Here is a 26,995-nt window from a genome sequence, read left to right on the forward strand (position 1 = left end):
CACGCCCGCCGCCGCCTATCGGGTGCCGGCACCGGACAGCCGGCGTGCCGAGCGGGCATGTCGGGCCGGCTACTTGGTCTCCAGGTCCCGTCGCCGGAAACCGGCCAGGCCGCACGCGACCAGCGCGCCGGCCAGCAGGGTGAGCACCACAAGCGGCGTCCACTCCAACTCGGCGGCCGGCAGCATCGGCACATGGCCGAGCGGCGACAGGTCCCGCAGCCAGTCCGCGAACCCCAGCAACTGCCCCAGATAGCCGACCACGAAGGCGTACCCCGGCAGCACCCAGGACAGCACCGTGGCGCGCGGCAGCCAGCCGTACAGCACCACCGCGACGCCGACGACGAACCACACCGCGGGCGCGTACGCCATCGCCGCACCGGTCAGCTCGACCACCAGCTCGCCGTCCCCGGTCGTGGCGGCGCCGGCGAGGCCGAAGCCGAGTCCGCCGAGCAGCAGCACGCCGAGTCCGCCGGCCAGCGCCACCGTCAGATGGCTGCCCAGCCAGCGGTCCCGGGACAGGCCGGTGGCCAGCAGTGGTTCGGCCCGGCCGGCGGTCTCCTCGCTCTGTGGCCGCAGCGCGGCGAGTACCGCGTAGAGGGCGGCGACGACGCCGAGCAGCGTCATGACGCTGGAGGCGAAGGACTCGGTGATGCTCGCCCCACCCAACTCCTCGAGAGACTCCTGGACTTCCGCGACGTCCTCGATCATCTTCTCGACCTCGCTGAGTACCGAGCCGTACATCGCGCCGAGCAGCAGCAGGCCCGTACCGAAGCCGATCAGCATGCCCAGGTGCAGCCGCAGCGCGAAGCCGACCGGTTGGAGCAGCCCCGCAGAGGCGACCGGGCTGCCGGGGCGGGTCGCCCGCAGGCCGGCGCCCACGTCGCGGCGCACGCTGAGGGCGTACGCCAGCGCGGTCGCGGCGGCGGCCAGGGCGCAGCTGAGCAGCAGGGGCCACCAGCGGTTGTCGACGTAGACGTACGTCCGCTGGCCCCAGCCGATCGGCGAGAGCCAGGAGAGCGCGCCGCTGCCGGCGTCACCGACGGCGCGCAGCGCGAAGGCGGCGCCGAGGGCGGCGAGGGCCATGCCGGACGCGCCCCGGGAGTACTGGCTGAACTGCACCGTGACCGCCGCGATGGCGGCGAAGACGATGCCGGTGGCGGCGTATACGGCGCCGAACAGCAGGGAGCCGTGCCAGCCCACGCCCGCCGCGCCGGAGGCGCCGAGGCCGAGGGCGGTGAGGAGGCCGAGTACGAGGTTGGCGAGCCCGGCGGTGAGCAGCGCCGCGGTGAGGTGGGCGTGGCGTCCGACGACGGTGGCGCGCAGGAGTTCCGCTCGGCCGGTCTCCTCCTCGGTCCGGGTGTGCCGGGTGACCATCAGCACGCTCATCAGGGCGATCAGCACGCCCAGGAAGCTGATCAGCTGGTGGCCCAGCATGGCGCCGTAGGTGTAGTCGTTCAGGTAGTGGGCGGGGCCGGAGAGGGCCAGGCCGGCGGGGCTGTCCAGGGAGTCGGCCGCGGAGGCCCGCTTGGCGGCGGTGTCGTAGCTGCTCTGCAGGCTGGACAGGGTGCCGAGGGTGCCCAGCAGGAGGGCGGCGATCCAGACGGACGTGCGCACCCGGTCCCGGCGCAGGTTGAACCGTACGAGGACCGCCGTGCCGGCCAGGGCGTCGGCGCGGGGACCGGTCGTGCGGCCCGGGGCGCCGGCGGGGGCCTTGGCGGTCGCGGCGGCGGTCATCGGCTGGCTCCGAGGGTGTCGTCGCCGCGGTCGGTGCCGGTGGTGCCGGTGGTGTCGTGGCTGGCGTCTTGGGGGCCGTCGGTGCCGCCGCTGGCCTTGCGAGCGGGTCCGGGAGTGCCGCCGACACCGTCGGTCGTGCTGGGCGGCGCGTCGCCGTAGTGCCGCAGCATCAGCTCCTCCAGCGTCGGCGGATGGCTGGTCAGGCCGCGGACGCCGAAGTCGGTGAGCCGCCGCACGGCCGCGTCCAGGTGCGGCCCGTCCACGGCGAAGCGCACCCGGAGTCCGTCCTCGCCCTCCACGCGTACGTCGTGCACGCCGTCCAGCGTGTCCAGCCCGGTCACCGGGGACGCCGTCTCCGCCTCGACGGTCGTACGCGTCAGGTGCCGCAGTTCGCGCAGCGTGCCGGACTGCACGACCTGGCCGAGGCGCACGATGCTCACCCGGTCACAGAGCTTCTCCACCTGCGCCAGGATGTGGCTGGAGAGCAGTACGGTCTTGCCGGCCGCGCGGGCTTCGCCGATCACGTCCTGGAAGACGACCTCCATCAACGGGTCGAGCCCCGCCGTGGGTTCGTCGAGCAGCAGCAGCTCGGCGTCCGAGGCGAGGGCGGCGACGATGGCGACCTTCTGCCGGTTGCCCTTGGAGTAGGTGCGGCCCTTCTTGGCCGGGTCGAGCGCGAAGCGTTCGATCAGCTCGTCGCGGCGGCGTCGGTCCAGGCCACCGCGCAGCTTGGCGAGCAGGTCGATGGCCTCGCCGCCGGTGAGGTTCGGCCACAGCTCGACGTCTCCCGGCACGTACGCCAACCTGCGGTGCAGGGCGACCGCGTCCTGCCAGGGGTCGGCGCCGAGCACGCTGGCGGCGCCGCGGTCCGAGCGCAGCAGGCCCAGCAGGACGCGGATGGTGGTGGACTTCCCGGCGCCGTTGGGCCCGAGGAAACCGTGCACCTCGCCGGTGCCGACCCGTAGGTCGAGCCCGTCGAGCGCGCGGGTCTGGCCGAAGGACTTGGTGAGTCCGGATACCGAGATGGCAGTAGTGGCCTTCATCATGTTACTGAAATTACGCTTCTTTCAGATACTTGTGAAGATTGCAGTGGACTACGCATGGTGGAGTGGACCTGAACTGGGGAGATGCGGACACAGTGGGCGCAAACGAGGAGAAACGGCGGCCGGGCGCGGCCCCGAGCAGCCGTGCGGACACCGCGACGGCGGAGGACTACGACACCCGGGTCGGCCCGTTCGTCGAACACCTCGCCGCCGACCTCACCGAGGCCGGCATGCAACGCATGGCGGCCCGGGTGTTCGCCTGCGTCCTCGCCTCCGAGGAGGGCGCGCTCAGCTCCGCCGAGCTGGCCGAGCGTCTCCGTTGCAGCCCGGCCGCCATCTCGGGTGCGGTGCGCTACCTCAGCCAGACGCACATGATCCGACGGGAGCGCGAGCCCGGCTCGCGGCGCGAGCGGTATCGGGTGCACGACGACACCTGGATGGAGATGTTCACCCAGCGGGACGACTTCCTGATGAAGTGGGCGAGCACCATGCGGACGGGTGCCCGGCAGCTCGGCACGGATACGGCCGCCGGTCGCCGTATTCACGAGTCGGCGGAGTTCTTCGACTTCCTCAAGACCGAGTTGACCGACCTGCTCGAGCGTTGGCGCGAACGGCAGGCGCAGCGGGATCGGCGGACCGAGGGCTCGTCCGCCTCCGACGTGCCGGGCGCCGGCGAGGGACCGGGCTGACGATCCGGCGGGTTGAGCCGGCGGTGGCCCCCGCCGCGTCAGCCCTCCTCGGGAGCCGTCGGCAACGTCAGTCGCCAGGCCGCCTCCAGCGCCGTCCAGGTGCGCGACCGTACGGGCCCGGACATCAGCGCGTCCGCGCGGTAGTGGAAGTCCGCCCCGCACACGGTGACCGTGCGGGCCCGTGCCCGCACCGGCTCCCCGGCCCGCTCACGCACGACCACCTCCGCGAAGCCGCCGTAGCCCGGTGCCAGCGACACCTGCGTGACGGGCCGGTCCAGGTCGGCGAGCACCGCGCCGTCCGCCTCCACCCGCAGCCGCTGGTCCCACTCCGGCGTGCGGCCCCACCAGGCGGCCGGGCCGCTCGGCTTGGTCAGACCGGTCAGCAGCGGCACCGGGTGGGTCAGGGTACGAAGCAGCGAACGGGCACCGCGTCTCATCGGCCCCGTAGGTCCGGGAGGCCCGGGAGGTCCCGTCGGCCCGGTCGATCCGCCGGTCGCCCCCTCGGGCGGCCCTTCGCGTGGTCGCCCGGTCCCACCGGGCGACTGCTCGCCCAGGGCGGCGGCGGTCGTCCCGTCGACCGCGTCGGCGTCCCCGTCCGACGCCGGCGCGTGCGCTGCGCCGCCGACCGACTCGCCGGGCCGGCAGTCCGGCGCTCGTGCGTCCGGTGCTGGTGCCCGCGCCGGTCCGTCCCGCGCCGGTTCCCCTTCCTCCGGTTTCCCCTCCGCGGGCCCGTCCCGTGCCGTACCGCCGGTCACGGCCGCCCCCCGGCCGCCACCCCGACTCCCGCCCGGGCCGCCGCTCTCCGCACGACCCGGCTTGTCGTACGGACTGGGCCACGCCGGGACGTGCAGCGCGCCCAGCACCACCCCGCCGCTGTCGTCGACCAGCAGGTCCCGCGCCTGCTCCGGCCCGTTCAGCACCGCCCGGGAAGCCGCCACCGGGCCGGCCGGCACGCCCAACGCGCGCAGCAGCGTCGTGTTCGCCGGAGTGCCCACGGGAACCACCGACAGCGCGGCGTCCCCGAGCCCTCGCTCCTGGTGCAACTGCCGCACCGTACGCAGCAACGCCCGGTCGTCGCCGACCACCACCGGGCGTCTGCCGCCGCGCCGGCTCAGTGCCCGCGCCGCCTCCTCCCGGTCCTTCGGCAGGCACACCTTCGTGCCGGGGGCTCCCGCGCACAGCACGTCCCGCGTGATGCGCACGGACTCCCCGTCCGCCTGTCGTGCGGCAGGGTCGATGACGACGAGCAGATCTGGAGCCGACACCTCGTTCCTTTCTCCGGGCCGTACGGGCCGTACGCAGCCGTGCGCGCGGCTCGCGCCCGCCTCGCCCGCCCGCCTCGCGTGGGACCGGTCCCGTACGCCGGTGGCGGCGCCCGCCGCCAGCGCACTCGCCCCGCGGTCCCGCCGGGGAGGTGTTCGCACCCCGGCGACCGGGTCCGGTAATCTCTCGGTGCAAGAGCCCCTGTCGCTGTTGCGCCAGGGGCTGTATCTATCCGGGGCACCGGTGCACGGCTCTCGCGGTGGCGAAACCGCCACGCACCTGGCACATGCCCCGCCCGGAAGGGGTGTACGCCTGTGCCCGCACTTGTGCTGCTCGGTGCTCAGTGGGGTGACGAGGGCAAGGGGAAGGCCACCGACCTGCTCGGTGGCTCGGTCGACTACGTGGTGCGCTACCAGGGCGGCAACAACGCCGGTCACACGGTCGTCGTCGGCGACCAGACGTACGCGCTGCACCTGCTCCCCTCGGGCATCCTCTCGCCCGGTTGTGTCCCGGTCATCGGCAACGGCGTCGTCGTCGACCCGGAGGTCCTGCTCGCCGAACTGAGCGGGCTGGGCGAGCGGGGCGTGGACACCTCGAAGCTGCTGATCAGCGGCAACGCGCACCTGATCACCTCGTACCACGCCACGCTCGACAAGGTGACCGAACGCTTCCTGGGCAAGCGGAAGATCGGCACCACCGGCCGTGGCATCGGCCCCACCTACGCGGACAAGATCAACCGGGTCGGCGTCCGTGTCCAGGATCTCTTCGACGAGTCGATCCTCCTCCAGAAGGTCGAGGCGGCGCTGGACCACAAGAACCAGGTGCTCGCCAAGCTCTACAACCGCCGCGCCATAGTGGCCGAACAGGTCGTCGAGGAACTCCTCGGATACGCCGAGCCGCTGCGCGACCACGTCACCGACACCGCGCTCGTGCTGAACGACGCGCTGGACGCCGACAAGGTCGTCCTCTTCGAGGGTGGCCAGGGCACGCTGCTGGACGTGGACCACGGGACGTACCCCTTCGTCACCTCCTCCAACCCGACGGCGGGCGGCGCCTGTACGGGTTCGGGCGTCGGGCCGACCCGGATCAACCGGGTCATCGGCATCCTCAAGGCGTACACCACCCGGGTCGGCGCCGGACCGTTCCCCACCGAACTGTTCGACGCGGATGGCGAGGCGCTGCGCGACATCGGCGGCGAGCGCGGCGTCACCACCGGACGTGACCGCCGCTGCGGCTGGTTCGACGCGGTGATCTCGCGGTACGCGACCCGGGTCAACGGCCTGACCGACTTCTTCCTGACCAAGCTGGACGTGCTCACCGGCTGGGAGCGCATCCCGGTCTGCGTGGCGTACGAGATCGACGGCAAGCGGGTCGAGGAACTGCCGTACAACCAGACGGACTTCCACCACGCCAAGCCGATCTACGACTACCTGCCGGGCTGGAGCGAGGACATCACGAAGGCGAAGCGTTTCGGCGACCTGCCGAAGAACGCCCAGGCGTATGTCAAGGCGCTGGAGGAGATGTCCGGCGCGCCGATCTCCGCCATCGGGGTCGGGCCGGGGCGGGACGAGACGATCCAGGTCAACTCCTTCCTGGGCTGAGCCTCCTGGAGCCGCCTGGCCGCGTGGTGTCGTCGTCCGGTACGGCAACCACGCGGCCACGCCGGTGGCGGCCCCGCCGTGTCCGGGCGGCGCTCAACCCTCGTCCAGCACCGCCCGGATGACGTGTCGGGCGTTACCCGCCATCGCCTGGTTCGTCTCGCGGTAGTGCGGCAGCGCGATCAGGGCCTGCGAGAGCGTACGTCCCCGCCCACGCGCCCACGTCGCGTCGTCCACGGCCAGCGCCACGCGGAAGACCTCCCGCGCGTCGGCCGGCAGCAGGTTCCACGCCGGGAACAGGTCGCAGGCCGGATCCCCCACCCCCGCGCAGCCGAAGTCGATCACCGAGGCCAGCCTGCCCCCGTCATCGACCAGCAGGTTCCCCGGCATCAGGTCGGCGTGCAGCCACACCGGCCGCCCGTCCGGACCGGGAGTCCGCATCGTCTCCTCCCATACGGCGGTCGCGGCGTCGCAGTCGATGCCCTCCTGCGGGAGTCCCCGCAGCGCCTCGATCGCCGCCCGGGTCTCCGCGTCGAGCGCGGTCACCGGCCCGCCCCGGTGTGCCCGGGGCCCGGCCGGCAGGGTGATGCTCCAGGTCGCCGTCACGAACGCCGCAAGGTCCTCCGCCAGCGCACTCGGCTCGCTGAGTGCCCCTGCCACGGGATGCTCCCCCGCCAGCCATCCGTACACCGACCACGGCCACGGAAAGCCCAGGGCGGGCGCTCCCTCGCCGAGCACCTCGGGGACGCGTGCGGGCAGGTGGGGCGCGAGACGCGGAAGCCACTCCCGCTCCCTCGCCACGTCCTCGGCCCCGCCCTGCCCGAGCGGCAGGCGTACGACCAGCTCGTCACCCAGCCGGTACATCGCGTTGACCGTGCCACCGGAGGGCCACCGCTCCACCGGCAGCCCCGCCCACCGCGGAAACCGTTCGGCGACCAGTCGCCGTACGAGGTCCTCGTCCAGGGCCGGGTCCGGGGGCGGGGCGACGGGAGAGGGCTGCTCCAGGCTCATGGACGTCATGCGACCACCGCGGGCCGACGGGTGACAACCGGATTCCCGTCGGCCTCTCCACGGCCACCGCGGAGAGGCCGGGAGGCCACGCCCCTACTCCGGACGCGGTCCCGCCTCCTGGGCGACGGTGCGCAGCAGTGGGCGGCTCGCCGCGCTCGCCCCGGCCAGCCCGACGAAGCCCAGCGCGAGGCAGCCGGCCAGCAGGGCGGTGCTGCCGGCGTCGAGCTCCGGTTTGCCGCCGGCGAGGGTCAGCGGCGCCGCGCAGAAGATCCCGGTGAGCAGCGACCCGCCCGTCAGCACCACCGCGGGCAGCACCGACTCCGTACGCCTGGCCGCGTCCAGTGTCCGGAGCGGGGTGCCAGCCAGGTGCAGCAGGCCGTACGTACGGCGCCGGTCCAGGACGGTGCCGGCGGCCGAGATGCCCGTCGAGGTGATGGCGATGGCGAAGCTGGCGCCGAGCACGGCGAACGTCGCGTGCTGGTAGTCGCCGCTGAACTGCTGAGACTGCCAGTCCACGTCGTTGCCCGTGACCGGGTACTGGCCGGGCAGCAGGCCGGTCAGTACCTCGCGGGCCGCGTCCAGCTGGTTCGGGTCGGCGACCGTCGCGGTGACCTGGCGCTCGGTGTCCTCGCCGGTGCCGGTGGCGACCCAGTCGTCGTTCGTGCCGACGGTGGCCTCGATGTCCGCCCGTGCCAGCCGTTCGCCCGCCTCCTGCCGTACCTGCGTGATCCGCTCCTCCGGTACGGCCAGCGCGAGTTGGTCCGGGCTGCCCCAGGGCGGGGCGCCGCCGAGACTGAACAGCGCGAAGAAGCCGGCGACGAAGCTCGCGAGCGCCAGCCCGGAGATCGCGCGCCAGGCGGACTTGGGGTCGTCCAGCAGCCGCCGCCCGGCCAGCAGCGTCGCCGGCCGCCGTGCCATCCTGGCGACGAGGGTGCCCAGTTGGCCCACCGCCCACGGCCCGACGACGGACAGCGCGGCGAAGATGACGGCGAAGAAGTACGTCATGGCGTCGACGCTGAGCTCCCGCCTGTCGGACAGTTGCCAGTAGACCAGCAGCACGACGACGAACAGCACGGCGCGCACGATGCTCATCCGGGGCGCGCGGGAGCGGCGCACCACTCCGAGCGGTCCGACGACGACCTGCCGCAGCCCCGCCAGCGCGCTGCCGACCACCATCAGCACCACGCCCACGAGCACTCCGAGTAGCACGGGGGTACCCACCCACAGGTCGCGTACGAACCAACTGCCGCCCGCCACCGGCAGTTGACTCGCGAGCGGCAGCAGCGCCGCGTAACCCAGCGCGCCGGCGACCGCTCCGGCCGCGCCGGTCACCGCCGACTCGGCCGCCGTGATGCCCGCGATCCGGCCGGGCGCCGCGCCCAACAGCCGTAGCGTGGCCAGCCGCACGTCGCGGCGGGAGACCGAGAGCCGGGCCGAGGACGCGCCCAGCACCAGCAGCGGTATGACCACCAGCACCGTGATGATCGTCATGAGGTCCTGGTACGGCGCGTGCGGGCCGCCCGGATCGCGCTCGCCGGTGAAGTCCGCGATGGGCGTGGGCGTGACGATGTCCCCCGCGCGACGCGGGTCGGTGCCGCGTGGCGTGGTCATCTCCGGGTCGTCGGCGTGGTGCCCGACGACGGCCACCCTCTCGCCCGGCCGTGTCAGCGCGTCGGAGCCCAGGGTGCCGGTGGTCTCCTCGCCCGGCAGCTCGCCAAGCGCGGGCGAGGTCCACACTTCGCCCGGGGCGGGGAAGCGCGGCATGCCGGGTGGCGCGGGCGCCTCACCGCGCTCGCCCGGCAGCTCGGCGACATCGATGACGGTCACGGGCTCGCCGTCGCGGAAGGTGGTGCCCGTCGCCTGCACGGCCACCGCCCGCGACTCCGCCACCTTGGCGGGCGTACGCCAGTCGGCGTGCGTGGCGCGGCTCTCGAAGCCGAGGTTGCCCCCGACGCACAGGAGCAGCAGCGTCGTGCAGACGGCGGAGGCCGCGACGGACAGGCCGGCGGTCAGCAGCCCATGCCGCCCTCCGCCGCGCAGCAGCCGCCAGGTCAGCGTCCAGGTGGTCCGGTCTAGGTCGTGTTTTGGAAGTCCCGTCTGCGGGGCGGCGCCATGCACGCACGCTCGCCGCGTTGTCGGTCGTCGGCGCAGCCCGCTGCGCTCTCCTCCCTCCGCCTTGCGACCGCACGCACCTGACGCCGCCCCGCCCTCCCCTTCGGGGGCGGACGACGCTCCTTTCAAAACACTCCCCAGCGCCCTCATCGCGGCACCTCGGCGCGCGCTCCGGCGACGGCGATCCCGTCGGTACAACCAGTGCCGTCGGGCACGTCGATGCCGTCGGCCCCGCTGTGGCCCGCGCCGACGCTCCCGGCGCCGCCGACCTCGTCCACGAGCCGCCCGTCCCGCACGTGCGCCGTACGGTCGCACCAGCGGGCCACCGAGGCGTCGTGCGTGACCACGACCAGGGCCGCTCGCTGCTCCCTGGTGACCTCGGTCAGCAGCCGGATCACCTCCTGGCCGGTGGCCTGGTCCAGCGCGCCCGTCGGCTCATCGGCGAAGACCACCCGGGGGTCCGTGACCAGCGCGCGGGCCAGCGCCACCCGCTGGGCCTGGCCGCCGGAGAGCGCGCCTGGCCGGCTGTCCTCCTTGCCGGTCAGGCCCAGTGGCGGAAACCACTGCCGGGCCCGCTGCTCGGCCGTACGGCGGGGCGTGCCGCCGAGCATCAGTGGCAGCGCCACGTTCTCCACGGCCGGCAACTCCGGTAGCAGTTGGCCGGACTGGAAGACGAATCCGAAGCGGGTCCGCCGCAGCTCGCTGCGCGCTGGTTCGCGCAGCTCGTCGATCCGCTCGTCGGCCAGCAGCACCTGGCCGCTGTCCGGGCGCTCGATGTTCGCGAGGCAGTGCAGCAGTGTCGACTTGCCGGAGCCGGACGGGCCCATCACGGCCACGGACTCGCCCGCGTGCACGGCGATGTCCACGCCGTCCAGCGCACGGGTCGCTCCGTACGACTTGCTCAGCGTCATGCCGCTGAGCACCGGTGGGGAGGAGGTCTGGTTCATGCCACCCACCGTCCGAGTCCGGGACCGCCCGGCGCCTCGGCCGGTCGGCCGGTCCGGCGCCGGTGCCTCGTCCTTTCGGCCGAGCCGGCTCGACGGCACCGCCCGTACGCTGCGAAACGTGCTAACCGCGAGAGACACGAAGGACCAGGCCGCGGGCTCCCCGTGGACCAGCCGCGCCGCCCGTACCGCGCTGTGGACGGGTATGGCCCTGCTGTGGATGATCGACGTGATCAGCGTCCAGGCTTCCGGCTGGGAAGCGGACGCCGGCGCGTGGTGGCTGCTGGCCCCGGGGGTCGTGGCGGCCGTCGCGCTGCTGCTGTCCGACAGCCACGTCCCGCTGCACTGGCGCGCGGGCGTGGCGGCGGTCGTCTCCGGGGCGCTGACGCTGAGCCGACCCTTCGACACGGGGACCGCGTTCGCCGGCTGGGGCATGCTGGAGACGCTGTGCCTGCTGCTCCTGCTGGTACGGGTCGTGCGCGAGGTGGCGGGACCCTGGCGGGCCGTGGCGCTCAGCGCGGCGTTGGCCTCGGCGGTGATCGCGGCGCCGTTCCGGCTGAACGACTTCCACAGCGCACTCCTCTTCGCCTTCCTGCTGACCTTCCTGGCGGGTGGCGCCCTCGGCCTCGGCTGCTACGTACGCGCCCTCGACCACCGCCGGCGGCGCGCCGTCGCCGATGTCCGGCAGAGCGAACGCCTCGCGCTCGCCCGTGAGCTGCACGACTTCGTCGCGCACCACGTCACGGGCATCGTCGTGCAGGCGCAGGCGGCTCGTACGGTGCGGGAGATCGCGCCGGAACAGATGGACGAGCTGCTGCACGGCATCGAGCGGGCCGGCTCCGAGACCCTGGAGTCGATGCGCAAGCTCGTCCGGGTGCTGCGCGAGGACGACGCGGCAGCCGTGCGTCCCGGGGAACTGTGCACGGAACTCGCCGAGCTGGTCGCCGCGTTCTCCGAGCGGGACGCCCCCGCCACCCTCCAGTTCGCGGCCGACGCCCGGCAGTTGCGGCCCGGGCCCGAGGTGGAGACCTCCGTGCGGAACGTCGTGCGCGAGGCCCTGACGAACGTCCGCCGGCACGCGCCCGGCACGCCGTCCGTCACCGTACGGGTCACCGCGCCGGGAACCGGTACGGCGACGGACGGCTCGGGACTGCTGCGGGTCGAGGTGCGCAACGCGCCGCCGGAGCGGCAGCAGACCCCCAGCGCCGAACCGCTCGGCGGTCGCGGCGGCCTCGGCCTCGTCGGGCTCACCGAGCGTACGGAGGCCCTCGGCGGCACCCTGCGGGCGAGCCGGGACGAGGACGGCGGCTGGACCGTGACGGCCGAACTCCCCCTCGGCGCCGCCGTGACAGGATCACCGGCATGACAACCAGCGCGACCTCCGCGGCCCCCGGGACCTCGGTCCGGGTCCTCATCGCCGACGACCAGGAGATGGTGCGCACCGGCTTCCGGATGATCATCCAGGCACAGCCGGGCATGGAGGTGGTGGGCGAGGCGGCCGACGGTGCCGAGTGCGTCGAGCTGGCCAGGCGGCTCCGGCCGGACGTGTGTCTCGTCGACATCCGCATGCCGAAGCTGGACGGGCTGGAGGTGACGCGGCTGTTGGCGGGTCCGAAGGCGGTCGATCCGCTGCGTGTCGTGGTGGTCACCACCTTCGACCAGGACGACTACGTCTACGGCGCGTTGAACGGCGGCGCCTGCGGCTTCCTGCTGAAGGACGCGGGCCCGGCGCTGCTGGTGGAGGCCGTACGGGCGGCCGCGCGTGGTGACGCGCTGGTCTCGCCCGCCGTGACCGTACGGCTGCTGGAGCGGTTCGGCGAGTGGCAGCCGGGAGAGGGGGCGCCGGGCGAGGAGGGGTCGGACGCGCGGGGGACGGCTGGCTCTGGTGCGCCCGCCGGTCTGCTGTCGGGACGTGAGCTGGACGTGGCGCGGCTGGTCGCCGTGGGGCGGACCAACCAGGAGATCTGCGCGGAGCTGTACGTCTCCCTCTCCACCGTCAAGTCCCATCTAGCGAGCATTCAGGCGAAGTTGGAGCTGCGGAACCGGGTGGAGATCGCCGCCTGGGCATGGCGGCACGGCGTGGTGCGGGACGGCTGAGGCAACCGTCCACGGCAGGCCGCCCGGAACCGCCGGGCCCCGGCACGTCGTCCCTGTTCCCGGGGACACGGGAAGAACCGTGCGTGACGGGAGGAAGGCGAACCATGTGGGTGCTGTGGCTGTTTCTGCTGACGAGCCCCGTCATCATCGGGGTCGGTTTCCGTGAAGTGGTGAACCAGCGCCGTCTCCTGCGCGGGGGAGTCCGTACCAACGGCCTGGTGGTTCGGCACCGCGCCAGCTACAGCCAGGGGACCCCCAGCTACTTCGCGGTGGTCAGCTTCCATGACGCGAAGGGCGAGCGGCACGAGTTCGAGGCCAGCTTCTCCGGGGTCAGGGGCCTGCCGGTGGGCGGTCCCGCCCCGGTGCTCTATCTCCCCGGCGACCCGAAGGGCGGACAACTCGACCTCACCTCGAAACGGAGGGGGAGCGTCCTGCTCATCTTCGGGGTAGGCATCGCCTGGCTGGTCATCCCGGCCGGTCTGCTCCTCGGGAACGGCTGAGCCCTCGGCCTGGCGGGGCTCAGCCGCTCCCGTCCGGCTCAGCCCCTCGCCTCCGGCTGCCAGTCCTCGACGAGCAGTCCGAGCAGCACCTCGTCCAGGAACTCGCCCAGCACCCAGGCCGAGGAGCGCATCACGCCCTCCCGCACGAAGCCGTTGCGCTCGGCGGCGCGCAGCATCGGCTCGTTGTCCGCCAGCGTGTCGATCTGTAGCCGCCGCAGGCCGCGTACGACGAACCCGTAGTGGCTGAGCGCCGCGACCACGTCGGTGCCGTAGCCCTTGCCCCGGGCGGCGGGCAGCAGCCCCAACCCGAGGTGAGCGCCCCGGTGGTGGGTGTCGATGCCCCACAGCGTCGCGGTGCCGATCAGGGTGTCGCCCGCCAGCTCCACCACGGAGAAGGGGACGGAGCTCTCCGGCGGGTCATCCACCACGAGGCGCGGATCCTTCGAGCCGGGCGTGACCGGCCGCCACGGCCCGCCCTCGGCCCGCGCGGCGTTGACCACGTCGTTGTACAGCTCGGTCCGCAGGATCGGGATGTCGTCCTCGTACCGGGCCCGGAGTCCGACCTTGCCGCTTCGTATCATGTCGGCTTCCTACCGGAGTTGGCTGACCGGCGGCAAACGAATAAGTCCGGGGGCGCCGGGGCGCCGAGGTGCTGTCCCTTCGGACGACGAAGGCCCGACGAAGACCCGGCGGCGCGTGCCACCGGGTTCGCGACAGGCCACGGGCTTCCGCCGGTCGGCGCACTACTCGCCCTTGCTCGCTCCCAGGCCGCTGTAGTCGAAGCGGACCTCGTCGCCGTTCACTTCGACCACGGAGACCAGCAGCGTCTTGCGTTCGCCGTCGACGGTGGCCTCGCACTCGACGCTGTCGTGCTGCTTCGCGCGCAGCCCGCGCGGGCACTCCACATCCTCCGGGGCGTCCTCCCAGGGGCGGGCGAAGTCGTCCGCCGTCTTCTGCTCGACCTCGTCGCGGGGCACCGTGTGGTTCTTGCCGCTCGCGGTGGCGACGGACTCGTTGTTCATGACGTTCCACCCCACGACGGCGACCGTCGCCAGCACGGCTGCCGCGGCCAGGGCGATGACGATGCGCTTCATTTCGGTGCTCCTCGGATCGCTTCCGGTCGACCCGCTGCCGACCTGCTCCGAGCCTCCACTTCTACCCGAGGCCGGCGCCTCGGCCGCACGGCCGGTTGGTCCGCCGGCACCCTGGCCGAAGGTACGAGAGACCGTGCCCGGCCGCCGTACGTTAGCCCTAAGCTCGGGCGCATGGAGCTTCCCGACGAACAACAGATGATCACCGAGGCCACCGCCCAGCGGGCCGGCGCGGCCTCGGGCACCCGTGGCGCGGCTTCCGGCGCCCGGCGCGGCATGCGCTTCACCAAGCTGGACGCCCGGGAGTTCGACCTGACCAGCGGCCTGGAGCCCAGCGCGGCGCTGGCCCTGGCCCAGCGGGTCCTGGAGCAGGCGGGCGGCGCGGCGCACGCCACGGCTGGTACGAGCGGCACGGCTGGCGCGACTGACGAAGCGGTGGCGCTGCGCGGCCTGTTCGGGGTCGGCATGGGCGGACTCAACCCGGCGGCCGTGACGTTCACGGTGCGCCCGCACGCCGGTGGCCCCGGCGCTCCCGAGAGTGCCGGCAGCGCCGTGCACGTCCGTACGGCCGCGCTGGAGGGCCTGATCAAACAGCGCGGGGCACGGAAGGCCGCCGACCGCGTCACGGAGCTGTGGACGGCGAACGACCCCGGCGCGCGTCTCGACCCGGGCCATTGACTCCGACCGCCGGGTGAGGGTGTCGTGGTCGCCGCGGTGGGCGCGTGCGCTGTGTCGATGATCTGACGGAGCCGTGGCAGGGCTGGCTCGGAGGCAGCCCCCGCTCCCACTGCTGTCAGCCCTCTGCCGTCGCGATGACCTCGTCCAGGATCTCGCGGGTGTAGTGCAGGTCCTTGATCGAGTGGTCGATTCGGGCGCGCTCCCCCTTCAGTTGCTCGACCAGCCACGGAGTCGCCGTCTCCGCTGGGCCCCCGTCGTGGTCGCGCATGCAGGGGAGGACGCTCGCGATCTTGTCACCGCTCAGCCCGGCCGCGAGCAACTGCTGGATGAGGATCACGCGGTCCACGGCCGCCTCCGCGTAGTCCCGGTGGCCGCCGGGCGTGCGATCGGAGGCGAGCATGTGCTTCTGCTCGTAATAGCGCAGGGAGCGCTCGCTCACGCTCGTACGTCGGGAGAGTTCGCCGATCTTCATGCTTCCCCTTGTCACGACTCCGGGTTGAATCTCACACCGGTGTCAGATTCTACGGTCTCCGCATGACGAACACAGCGACTTCCGCTCTCCTCACCCCCTACTCCGCCGGCAGCCTCTCCCTCCCCAACCGTCTCGTCATGGCTCCCATGAGTCGGCATCGCGCGCACGAGGACGGGACGCCGCTCCCGGTGGTCGCGGACTACTACGCGCAGCGCGCTGAAGCCGGGCTCCTCGTCACCGAGGGCATCTGGCCGCACCGTCGGGGCCAGAGCGACTGGCGCATCCCGGGACTGGAGACCGAGGCGCACGTCTCTGGTTGGCGCGCGGTGACTCAGGCCGTGCACGCACGCGGCGGACGGATCTTCGCGCAGCTCATGCACGGCGGACGCCAGGGCCACCCCCGCTCGCGGCTGCTGGGCGACATCCCGGCCGGGCCGTCCGCCGTACCGGTGCCAAGTCCGGTACACGTCAAGGACGGCAAGGCCGAGGCGCCGATGCCGCGCGAGATGACGACGGACGACATCCGCACCGCGATCGACGACCATGTGGCCGCCGCGCGCAACGCGCTGTGGGCGGGCTTCGACGGCGTGGAGATCCACGGCGCCAACAGCTACCTGACCCACCAGTTCCTGGCCGACAACACCAACCTCCGTACTGACGCGTACGGACAGGACAAGACCCGGTTCGCCACCGAGCTGGTCACCGCCGTCGCCGAGGGCATCGGCCCGCACCGGCTCGGGCTCCGACTCTCCCCCGGAAACCCGCAGTTCGGGATGTCCGAGCATGACCCGGCGCCCGCGTACCGCGCGCTGCTCGACACGCTCGACCCGGTCGGCCTGGCCTACCTCCACCTGACCGACAACGACGACTACCCCGCACTGGCCGACCTGCGCCCACGCTGGAGTGGCACGCTCATCGCGAACGTCGGCGAGAACCACGAGCCCACCACCCAGCACCAGGGTGAGCGGGTGCTCACGAACGGCCACGCGGACCTGGTCTCCTACGGGCGCGCGTTCCTCACCCACCCAGACCTGCCCGCGCGTATCGCTGCGAACGACCCGCTTGCCACACCCATCGACATGGAGCACCTCTACACACCCGGTGCCGAGGGCTACACCGACTACCCGACGCTTGAGGAAGAGCGCACCAGGAGGCTCGCCGCCGCGGCACGGTGACCGCCCGCTCAACGGCGCCTCGGGGCGAGGAGGCACCTTCGGCACGGGCGACTTCGCCCGTGCCCGAAGGTCGTACGGGAACACAGCTACGCTCCGGTGTATGGAGCTTCCCGATGAGGAACCGGCCAGGGCTACGGCGCGGTTGGCCAGCGCGACCTCGGGAACCCGTGGCGTGGGCCCCGAACCGTGGGCGGCGGCGAACGATCCAGGCGCGCGCCTCGTATGACGGCCGGCCGGGTCATCTTCCTGAACGGCACGTCCAGTTCGGGGAAGTCCAGCATCGCCCGGGAACTGCTCGACGTCCTGGACGACGACGTCTTCTTCCACCTCGCGGTGGACAGCTTCAACGCGATGCGTACGAAGCCAGCCCTCGCGCCGGCAGACCTCGACGCCGCCCTGCGGCGGACCCGGATGGGCTTCCACCGCTCGGTCGCGGCCATGGCGGAGGCCGGCAACGACGTCGTGGTCGACCATGTGCTCAGCGAGCCGTGGCGGCTGGACGACTGTCTGCGGGTGCTGCGCGCGGAGGACGTGCTGTTCGTGGGCGTCCACTGCGCGCCGGACGAGCTGGCCCGTCGGGAGGAGGGCCGTGGCGATCGTCCCTCCGGTCTCGCGGCGCGGCAGTACGCCCTGGTTCACCGGCATGGCGACTACGACCTCGAGTGCGACACCGGCATCGCGAGTCCGCGCGAGTGTGCCGAGCTGATCCGGGACTTCCTGCCGCACTGGCCGGTGACGACGGCCTTCGCCCGCCTCCGCGCGCGGAGTCTGACACCGGACGGACAGCCGACCGTGGCGGAATTGACTTGAAGTGGAGTTCACCTCCTACGGTCGCCGCACGATCTCAGCCTGCGGAAAGGGAGCGGTGACGTGGTCTTCAACGATGCCGAGCGGCGTTATCTGGCCGGCCAGCTGTTGGGGCGGCTGGCCACCGTCGGGCGGGCCGGTGCACCACAGGTGCGGCCCCTGGGGTTTCGGGTCAACGACGACGGGACCATCGACCTGGGCGGGCCGTGGGTCGCCAGAACCCAGCGGTACCGCAACGTCCAGGAGAATCCCCGGGTCAGCTTCGTCGTCGACGACATGACACCGGCGGAGGGGCCGGAGGCGATCAAGCCTGGCATGGGTCGGGGTGTCGAGATCCGGGGCCGGGCCGAGCCCCTTCGAGTGGATGATCCGCCTGGTCACCCGAGCATGGCGGGCAACGACATCATCCGCGTCCACCCGACAAGGGTGCTGAGCTGGCACATCGACCCCGAGCAGCCGGACGGGCGCTCCCGGGACGTGGGCGAGGCGCGGTGAGCGTACGCCCGCCGTGCCGGCGGAGTCAGGGGCGGGTGCTGATCCGTCGGCCGGGTGGATGGCGCGATCCGCCACCAGCACGGGAGACACCCGGCCTCTCCGGCGGCGTCACGGCTCGGTCGTCACACCCCCGTGTCGAGCAGCGCCACGAGCTGGTCCAGGCATCGCCGCCAGCCCTCGAAGGCGCTGTCCGCGATCGAGGGGTCCGCCATGACGTGCGTGAAGACGAGCAGGCAACCAGCGCCCTCGCCCCGCAGCTCGATCCGGACGTGATCGTCGAACTCCCGCTCCCTGTCCTCCGGGTCGTGCTCGTCGAAGGCGAACAACCGAGGCGGGTCGAAGTGTGTGACGGTGGCGCTGAGGGCCGTACCCTCACCGTCGTCCAGGGCGATCCGTCCGCCGACCCTCGGCTCCAGCTCCGTCACTCGGAACGGATACCACTGGCTCAGGTGGACGGGCTCGGTGACGGCCCGCCAGACCTTCTCCCGGCTGTGTGTCAGGGCACGTTCGAACCGTAGCGCCGGACGGCCGTCCACGGTGACTGTGTTGGTCGTGCTCATCGGTCACTGCTCCTCAGGGGTGTCGGGCATCGTTTCCAGATGCCGTTCCAACTGGTCCAGGTGCTCGGTCCACAGTCGGCGGTACGGCGCGAGCCAGGCGTCCAGGTCGGCCAACGGCTCCGTCCGAATCTGGTACCAACGGCGCTGCGCTTCCGCGCGCACCGTGACAAGCCCGCCGTCGCGGAGCACCCGCAGGTGCTTGGACACCCGAGGCTGGCTCAGCTCCAGGTCGTGGGCGATCTCTCCCACTAGTCGGGGGCGCTCGAGCAGCAGCTCCAGCATCCTGCGCCGGGTGGGATCGGCCAGCACGTCGAACGGCAGGGACATGGCTTCAATATACCTTAACAGTTATATGCCGTCAAGGGCATGCAAGGCGCGCCCTTGCTCGGTGTGAGCGCGCGCCGCCAGACTCAGTACCAAGCACGCGCCGGTCCGCTTGTCGCGGGGCAACTGACTGCGGGGGTACGGCGACGGACGTGGAAGCTAGGATCGCGCGATATGGGCATCTGGAAGTTCAAGGGGCGCAACCGCAAGCGGCAATGCGAGGGTGACCCGGCCACCGACGAGACCCAGACCTTCCAGGCCGGACCCGGGATGGGTCGGGTGATGGACCTGTTGGCGGAGGGCAAGAAGGTGGCGGCGGTCAAGGCGTACCGGGAGTTGACCGGCGCCGGACTGCGCGAGGCGAAGGAGGCCGTTGAGCTGATGGAGGTGCGGCGCTGAGCCGTACGTCCCGGGGGCCTCCAGCCCCGGGCCGCCGAGCCGCCGAGTGAAGTGCCGCCAGGTCGCGGGGTGGTGGGGTGCGGCTACGCTGAGCGGCATGCCCGCGAGGAAGCCCCCGACCGAACGCCAGCGCCGACTGGGCGCGGAGCTGCGCAAGATGCGCGAGCAGGCCGGACTCTCGCTGACCGACGCCGCCAAGCGGCACCAAGTGGACAAGACCGCCATCAGTAACACCGAGTCCGCACGATTCGGAGTGAGTCCTGACAGGGTCCGGGTGTGGGCCGCCAACTACTCCTGTCCTGACACTGCTTACGTGGACGCGCTTGCCGAGGTGGCGGGGGAACGTGGCAAGCAGTGGTGGGATGAGTATCGGGGGACCATGACTGCGAGCGCGCTGGATCTCGCGGATATGGAGCATCACGCCAGGGCGCTTCGATCAGCGCAGCTCATGCACGTGCCTGGCCTGTTGCAGACCGAGGACTATGCCCGGGCGGTCTTCAAGGAGGCGGTGCCAACGCCTGTCCCTGAGGTGATAGATCGTTGTATTGCCTTTCGGCTCCAACGAGCATCGGTGCTCGACACTCCGCACGCTCCGGCATGCACGTTCCTCATCCACGAGGCGGCCCTGCGGATGCGCTTCGGTGAGCCGACGGTGATGCGTGCGCAGTTGGATCATCTGGCACAGCAGTCGGAGAGGGCCGGCGTATCCGTGCGGGTAGTGCCGTTCTCCGCCGGGGGCTTTCCCAACGTCGGGAGTTCAACGCTCTACGCCTGCGGCCCGGTGTGGCAGCTCGACATGGTGCAGTCCGATAACCCCATGGGGTCGACCTTCCTGCATGCGGAGGCGCATCTGTCGAACTACCGTGAGGCTTTGGACCGTATGGAGGGGCTGGCCTGTGGCCCGTCGCGGTCCCGGGACATCCTCCGTGAGGCATCGCAGCGACTGTGAAGGCGGAAGACTAGTGAGCAACCCGTGGCGCAAGTCCTCCTTCTCGACGGACACAGACAACTGTCTTGAGGTCGCGCGGCATGGGCCCAGCGTCCTCTGGCGGGAGAGTGATGCTCCAGATGTGGTGCTTGATACGCCACCGAGCGTGCTTGGTGCGCTCATCCGTGCGGGGAAGACGGGCGCGCTTGAAAGCCTGGCCTGACGTGGTGGCGTACTCGAGGCAGTGAAACTGGCATATGCCGACTTTCTCGTGCGAGCGTATAAATGTTGATGCGGCATCAGTGTTGAGGCTACGGTTCAACTCCTGCCTCATAGCCGCTAGATGGCGTGCGGCAGGGCAATGCCCCGGCGGTGGTGCAACACCCCCGGGGCGCGGCCGACGCCTCAGAGACAGGAAGCGCCAGCATGACCCAGTATCTTCGCCATGCCCTCGTACGCACACTCGCGTGCGTCCGTCCCCGGACGCGGGTGGCCGGGACAACTCCGGTGGCCCCAGAGCCGGTCCGCCAGACCCCCGTCATCCTGCCGCGCCAACGGACAGTCGCTACCCGCGTGTCCACGGAGCGGTCGGTCGTCGACGATCCCGGTCCACTCGTACGCCCGTACCTGCTGGCCTGGGAGCGGCAGGAACGCCGTACGGCTCTCGAACTCGCCCTGGACGGCGTGGATACCGGCCCCTGGGTGATCCACGGTCACCGGGTCGGCTCCCCCGTCGTCGGAGTGGCCGCGTGATGCCCGGCGGCTCTGGTGGCGGTGCCACCGAGCCCGACGCGCGGCCCGTCACCCGGCTGAACCGGGTGCCCAGCAAGCCGGTGCGGCGGGAGGCGGACGGGCGGTACGCGATCGACCTGTGGTTGCAGCGGGACGGCCGGTTCGACGGCGATATCGCGCTCCGACTCTCGGCTGGCGAGGCGGAGTTGCTGCACGCGCAGTTGTGCTACGCGCTGGACGACGAGGCACCGGTGGTGGCCCCGTTCACGTCCCGTACGCCGAACTGCCGCAAGCCGGTGGTCGGTACGCCCGAGGTGCGTTGGCCGTAGGGCGAGCGCTGGCGTCTGCGTCGAAGCGCCGTGCTGATACCGCTCGGTGAGAGCCCATCAGCTTGACGCGTGCGGCCCAGAGTACGTGCGGCCCACGCCCGGTCCGCCCTTGTCGGGTGTGAACGGCGCGGTCGTCCCAACTGCCGTCCACGACAGCGCGAATCAGGCCGTCGCCGCCGTCCCCCGCTGTCATCCGTCACTGGGTCTGGCCGGGCCGGTCACCACTTCTTCAAGCACGAGGTCGACCGAACCGTCCGGCAGCTGTTCGTACACCATGGTGGGGTTGTTCTGCTCACCCTCGTCACCGAACCGGACGCTCTTCGGGCAGCTGCCGGATGACGGGCTCCTCGAATAGGTCTCCACGACGCGGCCAGTGCGCAGCGCGTACACCGTGTACTCGAACTCCTGGTCGTACAGGGGAAGTGTCCGTGACGGCTGGGAAATACCCGTCAACCCGGAGTATGTGCAGGACCGGGTCGGGCTGTCGCCGCGCTTTCCCTCAACGCAGCCCAGCAGGGCCACGTCGGATACGGATGTCTCGGAGAACACCGGTGCCACTCCGTTGAACGCCACCTCGTCCAGGAGCGCGTAACCCGAGGCCGCGTCCTTGTCGTGCCTGTAGGAGTTAGCGAAGACGACGGTGCTGTGCGGGCCGTCACCGGCGTACTTCGCCGCCTTCGGGTGGCCCTTCTTGATCTTCTCGCACAGTGAGTGCAGCTGACCGGCCGTCTTGATGCGCTCACTCCTCGGTCTCACGGAGTCGTTCGCATCCGAGGCGCCGGAGCACGCGGACAGCGTGGCGAGCAGGGTGCCGGCCATGAGAGCGGTGAGTCTTCGTCGTGAACTCGGCAAGATGTCCCCCATGGATGGAATTTGACCCGTGTGAGTTTAGGGGGTCCGTTCAGAATGCTGGGATCTTGCGGGTGAGGTTCATGCAGTGGGCGAGTTGGCGGAATCTGCCGTGGATGGCGGCGCGGGTCTCCCAGCGGATGCGCAGGCGTCGCGGCCTGTGCAGCCAGGAGAGGGCCGCTTCGGCGACCCAGCGGGCGCGGCCTGACCGCCGCTTCGCTCCGACCCGAGCGCGCACGCCGGGGCTGGGCGGCCAGAAACCATGCCGGGCTGCCTCTTTCGCGGGTTCCGTACCGACGTGTGTGCGGGAGGGCCTACCTTGCTCCGAAGCATGTAAGGGAGCCAGGGAGGGAGGCCCATGGATCAGCAGCCGTGCCCCGAGCCCACCGCGTCGGCCTCGGCGCTCGCCGAGCGGCGGGGCCTGGGCGACTGGTCCGGGTACACCGCCTTGCCAAGGAAGCGGATGTTCTCCAGGAAGTGGGAGGACGCGCGGCTTTACCTCTACCAAGGGGGCGTCGTCGTCACGGGTCCTCAGGGGCATGAGGCCGCGTACGACTGGCGGAGCACGCGTGTCCTGATGAACCGCGTGACGGTCAACGGCGGCCTGATGGAGGCGCGCTACACCCTGGTCGACCCGGCGGGCGAGGCCCTGGCCGTCGGACCCGGCGGTCCCGGCCTGCTGAAGAGCCAGATGACCCGCCTCGGGATCAACTCGATGGTCAGCGGTGCCGAGTTCCTCTACCCGGGCGACTGGGGCAACGCCATACAGGAGGCCATCACACGGGCGCAACTGCCCGAAGCGCTCGCGCGTATCCAGCGGGGCGGCGCGGTGGAGTTCGGGGACATCACCGCCGACGGACAGGGCCTGTCGGACAGGAAGCGCACCGCCCCCTGGCCGAGCATCAGCGAGATCGGTCTGAGCAACGGCACGTTCTCCTGCAGTGACTCGCGGGGCAGGGCTCTGCTGTCGATGCATCATGTGCCGCAGATCCCGAACGTCTATCTGCTGCTCAACCTCAGCCAACGTCTCCGGGGGTGACCGTTACCGCCGGAGACGGTCCCGGCCACCAGCCGGTGGGAGAGGCGTGTGACGCAACTCCGAGGCGGGGGCGTTGTCCTGGTGCTCAAGTGGCTCTACTGTGTCGCGCACCCACCCCTCACGACAACCAGACAGGCGGCGCCCCCCACATGCGCGGACCCGGCAGGCACGGCAGGCATGACAGGCACGGCAGACCGCTGCGGGTGCTCCTCGTATCGACCGGGCTGGCGGTGGTGGCGGGCGCGTCCGTGGTGCTGCCCTCCGCGCTGGCCTCGGACCCCCCGAAGGAGCCGGCCGCCGCGCCCTCGTACGCCGAGACCACCGGCGTCGGCGTGCACAACGCCTACGAGAAGAGCACGTACGAGCACTTCGGCGACGCCCTGGACTCCGGCGCCTCGCTGCTCGAACTCGACGTGTGGACAAGCGACTTCGGCAAGGGTTGGCGGGTCTCGCACGCCAACCCGGTCGGCAACGACAACAACTGCGCCGGCGCCAGCAGCGCGTCCGAGCTGCGCGGCGAGGCCGCCGACCAGGACTTCGCCGGCTGCCTCGCGGACATCCGCGCCTGGCACGAGGAGCAGCCGGACCACCGTCCCGTGCTGTTCAAGGTGGAGCTGAAGGACGGCTTCAACGACAAGGGCGGACGCGGCCCCGACGAACTCGACGCCCTGCTGAGCGAACAGCTCGGCGACGCGCTGTTCCGCCCCTCCGACCTGACCGGCACGGAGCACGCCACGCTGGACGAGGCCGTACGGGCTGGTGCCTGGCCGAGTCGCGACGCGATGGCCGGCAAGGTGCTGTTCGAGTTGATACCGGGCACCGTCGAGGAGAACAACCCGGCGGACGACCTGTGGACGGACGAGGAGTACGCCACACACCTGGACTCGCTGGCGGACGCCGGCCGGCTGGACGAGGCGAGCGCCTTCCCGGCGGTGCACGGCGCGGAGGCCGGCGATCCGCGCGAGAAGCGGTACCCGGCCGAACTGCGGCCGTGGTTCGTGGTCTTCGACGGTGCCGCGACGGCGTACGCGAGCGGTGACATCGACACCGGCTGGTACCGCGAGCGCGGCTATCTGCTGGTCGCGACCGGCGCGCACCAGGTCGAGCCGCCCATCGACGGCACCAAGCCGACGGAACAGGAGGCGCGCGACCGGGTGCGGGAGATCGCCGCGCTGGACGCCAGCTTCGGGACGGCCGACTGGTATGCGCTGCCGGAGGTGCTGTCCATGGTGCTGCCGCGCGGGGCGTAGGGCGCGCGGGCCGGGAGTGCGACGGTCCCTCCTGCTCACAGGCCGAACCAGAAGCGCAGGACGCGCGTGGCGATGTCGTGCGTGCGGTGCTCGGAGAACGTGTGATGGGTCCACTCCGGCGCGGCGTTGACCTCCAGGATGGTGACGCTCTCCTCGGGCGGTTCGTGCGGGGCGGCGCACACCGCGTCCAACGCGATGATCTCGGCGTCGAACAGTTTCGCCGCCCCGGCCGCCCACTCGTGGAATCCCGGATGCAGCGAGCCGGTCACATCGATCGCGACGCCGCCCTTGGTCATGTTCGCGGTCTGCTTCAGCCATACGGTCCGGCCGGCCGCTGGCACTTCTCCGAGCGTCAGACCCTGGGCCGCCAGCAGACTCTCGGTCTCGGCGTCCACTCGGAGGGAGTTGTTCGGGTTGTGGCCCTCGACCTGGGCGCGGCGCCGCTCGATGAGCTCGCCCAGGGCGTGCTGGGCGTCGCCGGTGACGAAGGCGGGCCTGCGGGTGCACGCCGCGACCAGTTCCTCGCCGATGAGTTGGATACGTAGATCGGGTCCGTCGACCTGTTCCTCGATGAGCCAGTCGGCGTAGGCGTGCCGCCAGTCGAGCAGGTGCGCGACGGCGGCCTCGGGCGTACGGACGTCGGTGCGTACGGCCTCGCCATGCATCCCGGCCCGCGGTTTGACGACTACCGGACGGCCGTGCAGGGCAGCCATCGTCTCCGTGGCGAAGCGCCACGCACGGTCGGCGTCGGCGGCTTGGTTCGGCGGATCGGGGTCGGTGGACGCGAACATGAAGGCCCCTCCGCGGGGTGTCGTGAACCCCGCTGAGTCGAGCAGGGCCTTCGTGGCCCGCTTGTCCTCCGTGAGGAAGAAGTCCCGTGCCCGGAGGCGGTCGTCGTACCGTCCCTCCAGGACGGTGACGTGCGTGCTCCCGTCGCTGTAGGTCACCAGGTCGCTGCCCGTCTCCGGCATCCGGTCGTGGACCTGGAGCCCCAGGGCGTACGCCGCCCGCATGAGGAGGGTCTGTCGCGTGTACCGCTGGCCGGACACTACGCGGACCTGGTCAGGAGGATGCCGGCGAGCTGGTCCATGTGGTTCTGCATGAAGTCCCGCATCACGCCGACGTGGGCCAGGTGCCCGCGTGCCGCGTAGCTGGCCCCGGCGAGCATGCCGGTCTCCTGACCGAACCACGGCTGTGAGAAGTCCGGATAGAGCGGGTCCGTGTGGAAGGGCTCGTCGTCCAGCGGTCGGAAGTCGTCGTCGAGCCACAGCGCCACGTTGCCGACGAAGTCGACGCCGTCACCGTGACGGCCGAGCGCGGCGTGCGGGTTGAGGACCGGCCGAGGGCTTCCGTGCCGGAGGCCGACGTTGAACTTCCCCAGCTGGTAGGCGACTTCCGCCGGGCCGCCGAACTCCTGGTCGAGCAGCGCGTGGAACTGCTCCTCGGACAGCAGGCCGGCGCCGACCCAGTTGGCGTACGCGACGGCCTCGTGCCGGCTGACCTCGACCGGCCAGTCCCACGGCAGGTCGATGTCCTCGAACGTTCCGCGGTAGCGGTACGTGCCGGCCTCGGTCGCCACCCAGGAGTTCGGACGCCCCTCGCTCACCTGGTCCAGGAACAGGTCGGCGCCGTGCGTCGTCCACAGTTCCCGTCGCTGGTAGCCGCCGGCTCTGAGGAACTCCAGGAACTGTCCGTTCGTCACCGGATGCCGTGCGACGGCGAAGGGGTCGACCTCCGCTTCTCGTAGGCCCCACTCGTTGTCCCAGCGGAACGGTGTCGCCGCTCCCTGCTCGCCGCCGAACCGTACGTGTCCCCCGGGGCAGCGGGTGAACTCCAGCTCTCGGGCACCCGGCGTCGGTGCCGCCTCGCGCTCGCCGACCATGGCCGGCCAGCCCGCCGGGTGCTCCTTACACCGTGGTGGCAACAGGCGGACGAGGGGCAGGGAGGTGTGCAGGTGGATGTTCTCGTGCTCGATGCCCATGAGCAGCGCCCGTACGGGCGATTCCGGCTCGACCGTCGAGCCGAGCGGCACGTTCCGGATGGCTCCCAGCACCGTGTCCCGGACGCTCTTCCGGTACGCCCACACCGTGTCCAGGTCGGGCCACGCGGGGAGTTCGGCGAGTTCGTCGGGGTCCTCGGGAGACACGCCGCGTTCCATGCGCTCGTCCAGCTCGGGCACCACCCCACGCTCCTCCACCAGCCCGACGAGCTTGAGCTTCTGCACGTAGAACGCCGCGGTGTGCGCGAGATAGAAGACCAGGGGCAACCGGAGCGGGTGCACCCGCGTGTGGAAGGACTCCCGGGAGGGGAGCACGCCGCGGAAGAGGGTTTCGTAGGTGTTCCAACCGTCGGTGAAACTCCGCGCGAGCCGGTCCCTGGAATCCTCGCCCAGGAACGGCCCGGCGATGGGCCGGGTGGAAGGGGCACGCATGACGACTCCTCGTCTGGCCGTAGGAGCACTACCGGGCACCGAGGCTGCCACCGGTCGCCACCGGCCGCATGACGCCGGTGTCAGGTGGAGGTACCCCGACCCGTCCGGCGCACGACGACATGCGGCGAGCGGTCGTGCAGGGTACGGTCCGCCGGGCTTGGCGCCGGTGACAGGCGTCGGCGGCGCGCGTGCCGAGCCCTGCCCTGGCACGCGTACGTACGTCCCCGGTGGCTCAGGTCATCCGGCCGGGACCGTCGGGACGGTCGGATCGCTCGACCGCCGCCTCGTCCCGCCCGGCAGAGACGACCCGGGTCCACCTCTCCCCGTGCTTCGCCGGGTCGACCACCAGCTGGTCGGCGCCGAGCGCGATGAGCAGTAGCCGCCGTCGCCGACCCGCCTCCTGGGCGGGTGACTCCGCCCAGTCCTTGCCCAGCGCCTCGTCCTG

General features: G+C 71.6%; 30 protein-coding genes and 1 pseudogene. 16 read left to right on the plus strand and 15 right to left on the minus strand.

The window, feature by feature from the left end:
• Nucleotides 1-69: 69 nt before the first annotated feature.
• Both AN216_RS20815 and AN216_RS20820 read right to left on the minus strand, forming a co-directional pair.
• Nucleotides 70-1,734, minus strand: a complete 1,665-nt coding sequence (locus tag AN216_RS20815) for an ABC transporter permease (protein ID WP_070198243.1) — start codon at nucleotides 1,732-1,734, stop codon at nucleotides 70-72.
• A complete protein-coding gene (locus AN216_RS20820; RefSeq protein WP_079166798.1) occupies nucleotides 1,731-2,780 on the minus strand; it encodes an ABC transporter ATP-binding protein in 1,050 nt (349 codons plus the stop codon). The genes AN216_RS20815 and AN216_RS20820 overlap by 4 nt, the downstream gene beginning before the upstream one ends.
• A 92-nt stretch (nucleotides 2,781-2,872) precedes the next feature.
• Between AN216_RS20820 and AN216_RS20825 the strand changes: the two genes are divergently transcribed.
• On the plus strand, nucleotides 2,873-3,466 hold the full coding sequence (locus AN216_RS20825) for a GbsR/MarR family transcriptional regulator (RefSeq protein WP_244502561.1): 594 nt from the start codon (nucleotides 2,873-2,875) through the stop codon (nucleotides 3,464-3,466).
• Nucleotides 3,467-3,504: 38 nt separating this feature from the next.
• Here the strand turns inward: AN216_RS20825 and AN216_RS20830 are convergent, their stop codons facing one another.
• Nucleotides 3,505-4,731 (minus strand): hypothetical protein, encoded by a 1,227-nt coding sequence (locus AN216_RS20830; RefSeq protein ID WP_070198244.1) that lies wholly within the window; start codon nucleotides 4,729-4,731, stop codon nucleotides 3,505-3,507.
• 312 nt (nucleotides 4,732-5,043) lie between these two features.
• Between AN216_RS20830 and AN216_RS20835 the strand changes: the two genes are divergently transcribed.
• Complete coding sequence (locus AN216_RS20835; RefSeq protein WP_070198245.1) at nucleotides 5,044-6,330, plus strand: adenylosuccinate synthase; 1,287 nt, start codon at nucleotides 5,044-5,046, stop codon at nucleotides 6,328-6,330.
• A 93-nt stretch (nucleotides 6,331-6,423) separates the two neighbouring features.
• Here the strand turns inward: AN216_RS20835 and AN216_RS20840 are convergent, their stop codons facing one another.
• The 3 genes from AN216_RS20840 to AN216_RS20850 form a co-directional block, all read right to left on the minus strand.
• Nucleotides 6,424-7,347 carry an aminoglycoside phosphotransferase family protein gene (locus AN216_RS20840; protein ID WP_244502562.1) on the minus strand — a complete coding sequence of 308 codons (924 nt, stop codon included), beginning with the start codon at nucleotides 7,345-7,347 and terminating at the stop codon, nucleotides 6,424-6,426.
• Nucleotides 7,348-7,431: 84 nt separating this feature from the next.
• Nucleotides 7,432-9,456, minus strand: coding sequence for an FtsX-like permease family protein (locus tag AN216_RS20845; RefSeq protein ID WP_079166799.1), 2,025 nt, complete (start codon nucleotides 9,454-9,456; stop codon nucleotides 7,432-7,434).
• Between the two features lie 140 nt (nucleotides 9,457-9,596).
• Nucleotides 9,597-10,397 (minus strand): ABC transporter ATP-binding protein, encoded by an 801-nt coding sequence (locus AN216_RS20850; RefSeq protein WP_079166800.1) that lies wholly within the window; start codon nucleotides 10,395-10,397, stop codon nucleotides 9,597-9,599.
• Nucleotides 10,398-10,515: 118 nt separating this feature from the next.
• Between AN216_RS20850 and AN216_RS20855 the strand changes: the two genes are divergently transcribed.
• The 3 genes from AN216_RS20855 (at nucleotide 10,516) to AN216_RS20865 (ending at nucleotide 12,991) form a co-directional block, all read left to right on the plus strand.
• Complete coding sequence (locus AN216_RS20855; protein WP_244502563.1) at nucleotides 10,516-11,760, plus strand: sensor histidine kinase; 1,245 nt, start codon at nucleotides 10,516-10,518, stop codon at nucleotides 11,758-11,760.
• Entirely contained in the window at nucleotides 11,757-12,491 is a 735-nt protein-coding gene (locus AN216_RS20860; RefSeq protein WP_070198246.1) for a response regulator, read from the plus strand. Before AN216_RS20855 ends, AN216_RS20860 begins: the two co-directional genes overlap by 4 nt.
• Nucleotides 12,492-12,595: 104 nt before the next feature.
• On the plus strand, nucleotides 12,596-12,991 hold the full coding sequence (locus tag AN216_RS20865; protein ID WP_070198247.1) for a DUF3592 domain-containing protein: 396 nt from the start codon (nucleotides 12,596-12,598) through the stop codon (nucleotides 12,989-12,991).
• A gap of 38 nt (nucleotides 12,992-13,029) precedes the next feature.
• Here AN216_RS20865 and AN216_RS20870 read toward each other — a convergent pair whose 3' ends face one another.
• Both AN216_RS20870 and AN216_RS29395 read right to left on the minus strand, forming a co-directional pair.
• Entirely contained in the window at nucleotides 13,030-13,572 is a 543-nt protein-coding gene (locus tag AN216_RS20870; RefSeq protein ID WP_070198248.1) for a GNAT family N-acetyltransferase, read from the minus strand.
• A gap of 162 nt (nucleotides 13,573-13,734) precedes the next feature.
• Nucleotides 13,735-14,085 carry a DUF4333 domain-containing protein gene (locus AN216_RS29395; protein WP_070198249.1) on the minus strand — a complete coding sequence of 117 codons (351 nt, stop codon included), beginning with the start codon at nucleotides 14,083-14,085 and terminating at the stop codon, nucleotides 13,735-13,737.
• Between the two features lie 171 nt (nucleotides 14,086-14,256).
• On the opposite strand from AN216_RS29395, the gene AN216_RS29400 reads away from it, so the two are divergent.
• On the plus strand, nucleotides 14,257-14,760 hold the full coding sequence (locus AN216_RS29400) for a hypothetical protein (protein WP_070198250.1): 504 nt from the start codon (nucleotides 14,257-14,259) through the stop codon (nucleotides 14,758-14,760).
• A 115-nt stretch (nucleotides 14,761-14,875) separates the two neighbouring features.
• Here AN216_RS29400 and AN216_RS20885 read toward each other — a convergent pair whose 3' ends face one another.
• Nucleotides 14,876-15,232, minus strand: a complete 357-nt coding sequence (locus tag AN216_RS20885) for a MerR family transcriptional regulator (protein ID WP_070198251.1) — start codon at nucleotides 15,230-15,232, stop codon at nucleotides 14,876-14,878.
• Between the two features lie 62 nt (nucleotides 15,233-15,294).
• Between AN216_RS20885 and AN216_RS20890 the strand changes: the two genes are divergently transcribed.
• The 3 genes from AN216_RS20890 (at nucleotide 15,295) to AN216_RS20900 (ending at nucleotide 17,709) form a co-directional block, all read left to right on the plus strand.
• The gene (locus AN216_RS20890; RefSeq protein ID WP_070198252.1) at nucleotides 15,295-16,407 is read left to right on the plus strand and encodes an alkene reductase; all 1,113 of its coding nucleotides are present in this window, start codon (nucleotides 15,295-15,297) and stop codon (nucleotides 16,405-16,407) included.
• Between the two features lie 222 nt (nucleotides 16,408-16,629).
• Complete coding sequence (locus AN216_RS20895) at nucleotides 16,630-17,217, plus strand: chloramphenicol phosphotransferase CPT family protein (protein WP_070198253.1); 588 nt, start codon at nucleotides 16,630-16,632, stop codon at nucleotides 17,215-17,217.
• Nucleotides 17,218-17,277: 60 nt separating this feature from the next.
• Nucleotides 17,278-17,709, plus strand: coding sequence for a PPOX class F420-dependent oxidoreductase (locus AN216_RS20900; protein ID WP_070198254.1), 432 nt, complete (start codon nucleotides 17,278-17,280; stop codon nucleotides 17,707-17,709).
• Between the two features lie 122 nt (nucleotides 17,710-17,831).
• Here the strand turns inward: AN216_RS20900 and AN216_RS20905 are convergent, their stop codons facing one another.
• Both AN216_RS20905 and AN216_RS20910 read right to left on the minus strand, forming a co-directional pair.
• Nucleotides 17,832-18,269, minus strand: coding sequence for an SRPBCC domain-containing protein (locus tag AN216_RS20905; RefSeq protein WP_070198255.1), 438 nt, complete (start codon nucleotides 18,267-18,269; stop codon nucleotides 17,832-17,834).
• 3 nt (nucleotides 18,270-18,272) lie between these two features.
• Nucleotides 18,273-18,596 carry an ArsR/SmtB family transcription factor gene (locus AN216_RS20910; protein WP_070198256.1) on the minus strand — a complete coding sequence of 108 codons (324 nt, stop codon included), beginning with the start codon at nucleotides 18,594-18,596 and terminating at the stop codon, nucleotides 18,273-18,275.
• Between the two features lie 171 nt (nucleotides 18,597-18,767).
• Between AN216_RS20910 and AN216_RS20915 the strand changes: the two genes are divergently transcribed.
• The 5 genes from AN216_RS20915 to AN216_RS20930 all read left to right on the plus strand — a co-directional run bounded on the left by AN216_RS20915 (nucleotide 18,768) and on the right by AN216_RS20930 (nucleotide 20,981).
• A complete protein-coding gene (locus AN216_RS20915; RefSeq protein WP_079166803.1) occupies nucleotides 18,768-18,992 on the plus strand; it encodes a ribosomal protein L7/L12 in 225 nt (74 codons plus the stop codon).
• A 97-nt stretch (nucleotides 18,993-19,089) separates the two neighbouring features.
• Nucleotides 19,090-19,941, plus strand: a complete 852-nt coding sequence (locus AN216_RS20920; protein ID WP_070198284.1) for a Scr1 family TA system antitoxin-like transcriptional regulator — start codon at nucleotides 19,090-19,092, stop codon at nucleotides 19,939-19,941.
• Nucleotides 19,829-20,143, plus strand: coding sequence for a DUF397 domain-containing protein (locus AN216_RS30355; RefSeq protein ID WP_079166804.1), 315 nt, complete (start codon nucleotides 19,829-19,831; stop codon nucleotides 20,141-20,143). The genes AN216_RS20920 and AN216_RS30355 overlap by 113 nt, the downstream gene beginning before the upstream one ends.
• A gap of 350 nt (nucleotides 20,144-20,493) precedes the next feature.
• A complete protein-coding gene (locus AN216_RS20925) occupies nucleotides 20,494-20,673 on the plus strand; it encodes a hypothetical protein (protein WP_070198257.1) in 180 nt (59 codons plus the stop codon).
• The gene (locus AN216_RS20930; protein WP_070198258.1) at nucleotides 20,673-20,981 is read left to right on the plus strand and encodes a hypothetical protein; all 309 of its coding nucleotides are present in this window, start codon (nucleotides 20,673-20,675) and stop codon (nucleotides 20,979-20,981) included. The genes AN216_RS20925 and AN216_RS20930 overlap by 1 nt, the downstream gene beginning before the upstream one ends.
• A gap of 189 nt (nucleotides 20,982-21,170) precedes the next feature.
• Here the strand turns inward: AN216_RS20930 and AN216_RS20935 are convergent, their stop codons facing one another.
• The gene (locus tag AN216_RS20935) at nucleotides 21,171-21,845 is read right to left on the minus strand and encodes a hypothetical protein (RefSeq protein ID WP_139140970.1); all 675 of its coding nucleotides are present in this window, start codon (nucleotides 21,843-21,845) and stop codon (nucleotides 21,171-21,173) included.
• Between the two features lie 37 nt (nucleotides 21,846-21,882).
• A pseudogene (locus tag AN216_RS30360) lies at nucleotides 21,883-22,047 on the minus strand (IS5/IS1182 family transposase); the annotation flags it as partial.
• A gap of 141 nt (nucleotides 22,048-22,188) precedes the next feature.
• On the opposite strand from AN216_RS30360, the gene AN216_RS20940 reads away from it, so the two are divergent.
• The gene (locus AN216_RS20940) at nucleotides 22,189-22,869 is read left to right on the plus strand and encodes a DUF6585 family protein (protein ID WP_070198260.1); all 681 of its coding nucleotides are present in this window, start codon (nucleotides 22,189-22,191) and stop codon (nucleotides 22,867-22,869) included.
• 149 nt (nucleotides 22,870-23,018) lie between these two features.
• Complete coding sequence (locus AN216_RS20945) at nucleotides 23,019-24,119, plus strand: phosphatidylinositol-specific phospholipase C domain-containing protein (protein WP_079166805.1); 1,101 nt, start codon at nucleotides 23,019-23,021, stop codon at nucleotides 24,117-24,119.
• 35 nt (nucleotides 24,120-24,154) lie between these two features.
• Here the strand turns inward: AN216_RS20945 and AN216_RS20950 are convergent, their stop codons facing one another.
• Nucleotides 24,155-25,168 (minus strand): hypothetical protein, encoded by a 1,014-nt coding sequence (locus AN216_RS20950; RefSeq protein ID WP_070198261.1) that lies wholly within the window; start codon nucleotides 25,166-25,168, stop codon nucleotides 24,155-24,157.
• Nucleotides 25,168-26,550 (minus strand): SUMF1/EgtB/PvdO family nonheme iron enzyme, encoded by a 1,383-nt coding sequence (locus tag AN216_RS20955; protein ID WP_070198262.1) that lies wholly within the window; start codon nucleotides 26,548-26,550, stop codon nucleotides 25,168-25,170. The genes AN216_RS20950 and AN216_RS20955 overlap by 1 nt, the downstream gene beginning before the upstream one ends.
• Between the last annotated feature and the right edge of the window lie 445 nt (nucleotides 26,551-26,995).

Origin of the sequence: Streptomyces oceani (assembly GCF_001751245.1) — a bacterium.
Lineage (GTDB): Bacteria > Actinomycetota > Actinomycetes > Streptomycetales > Streptomycetaceae > Streptomyces > Streptomyces oceani.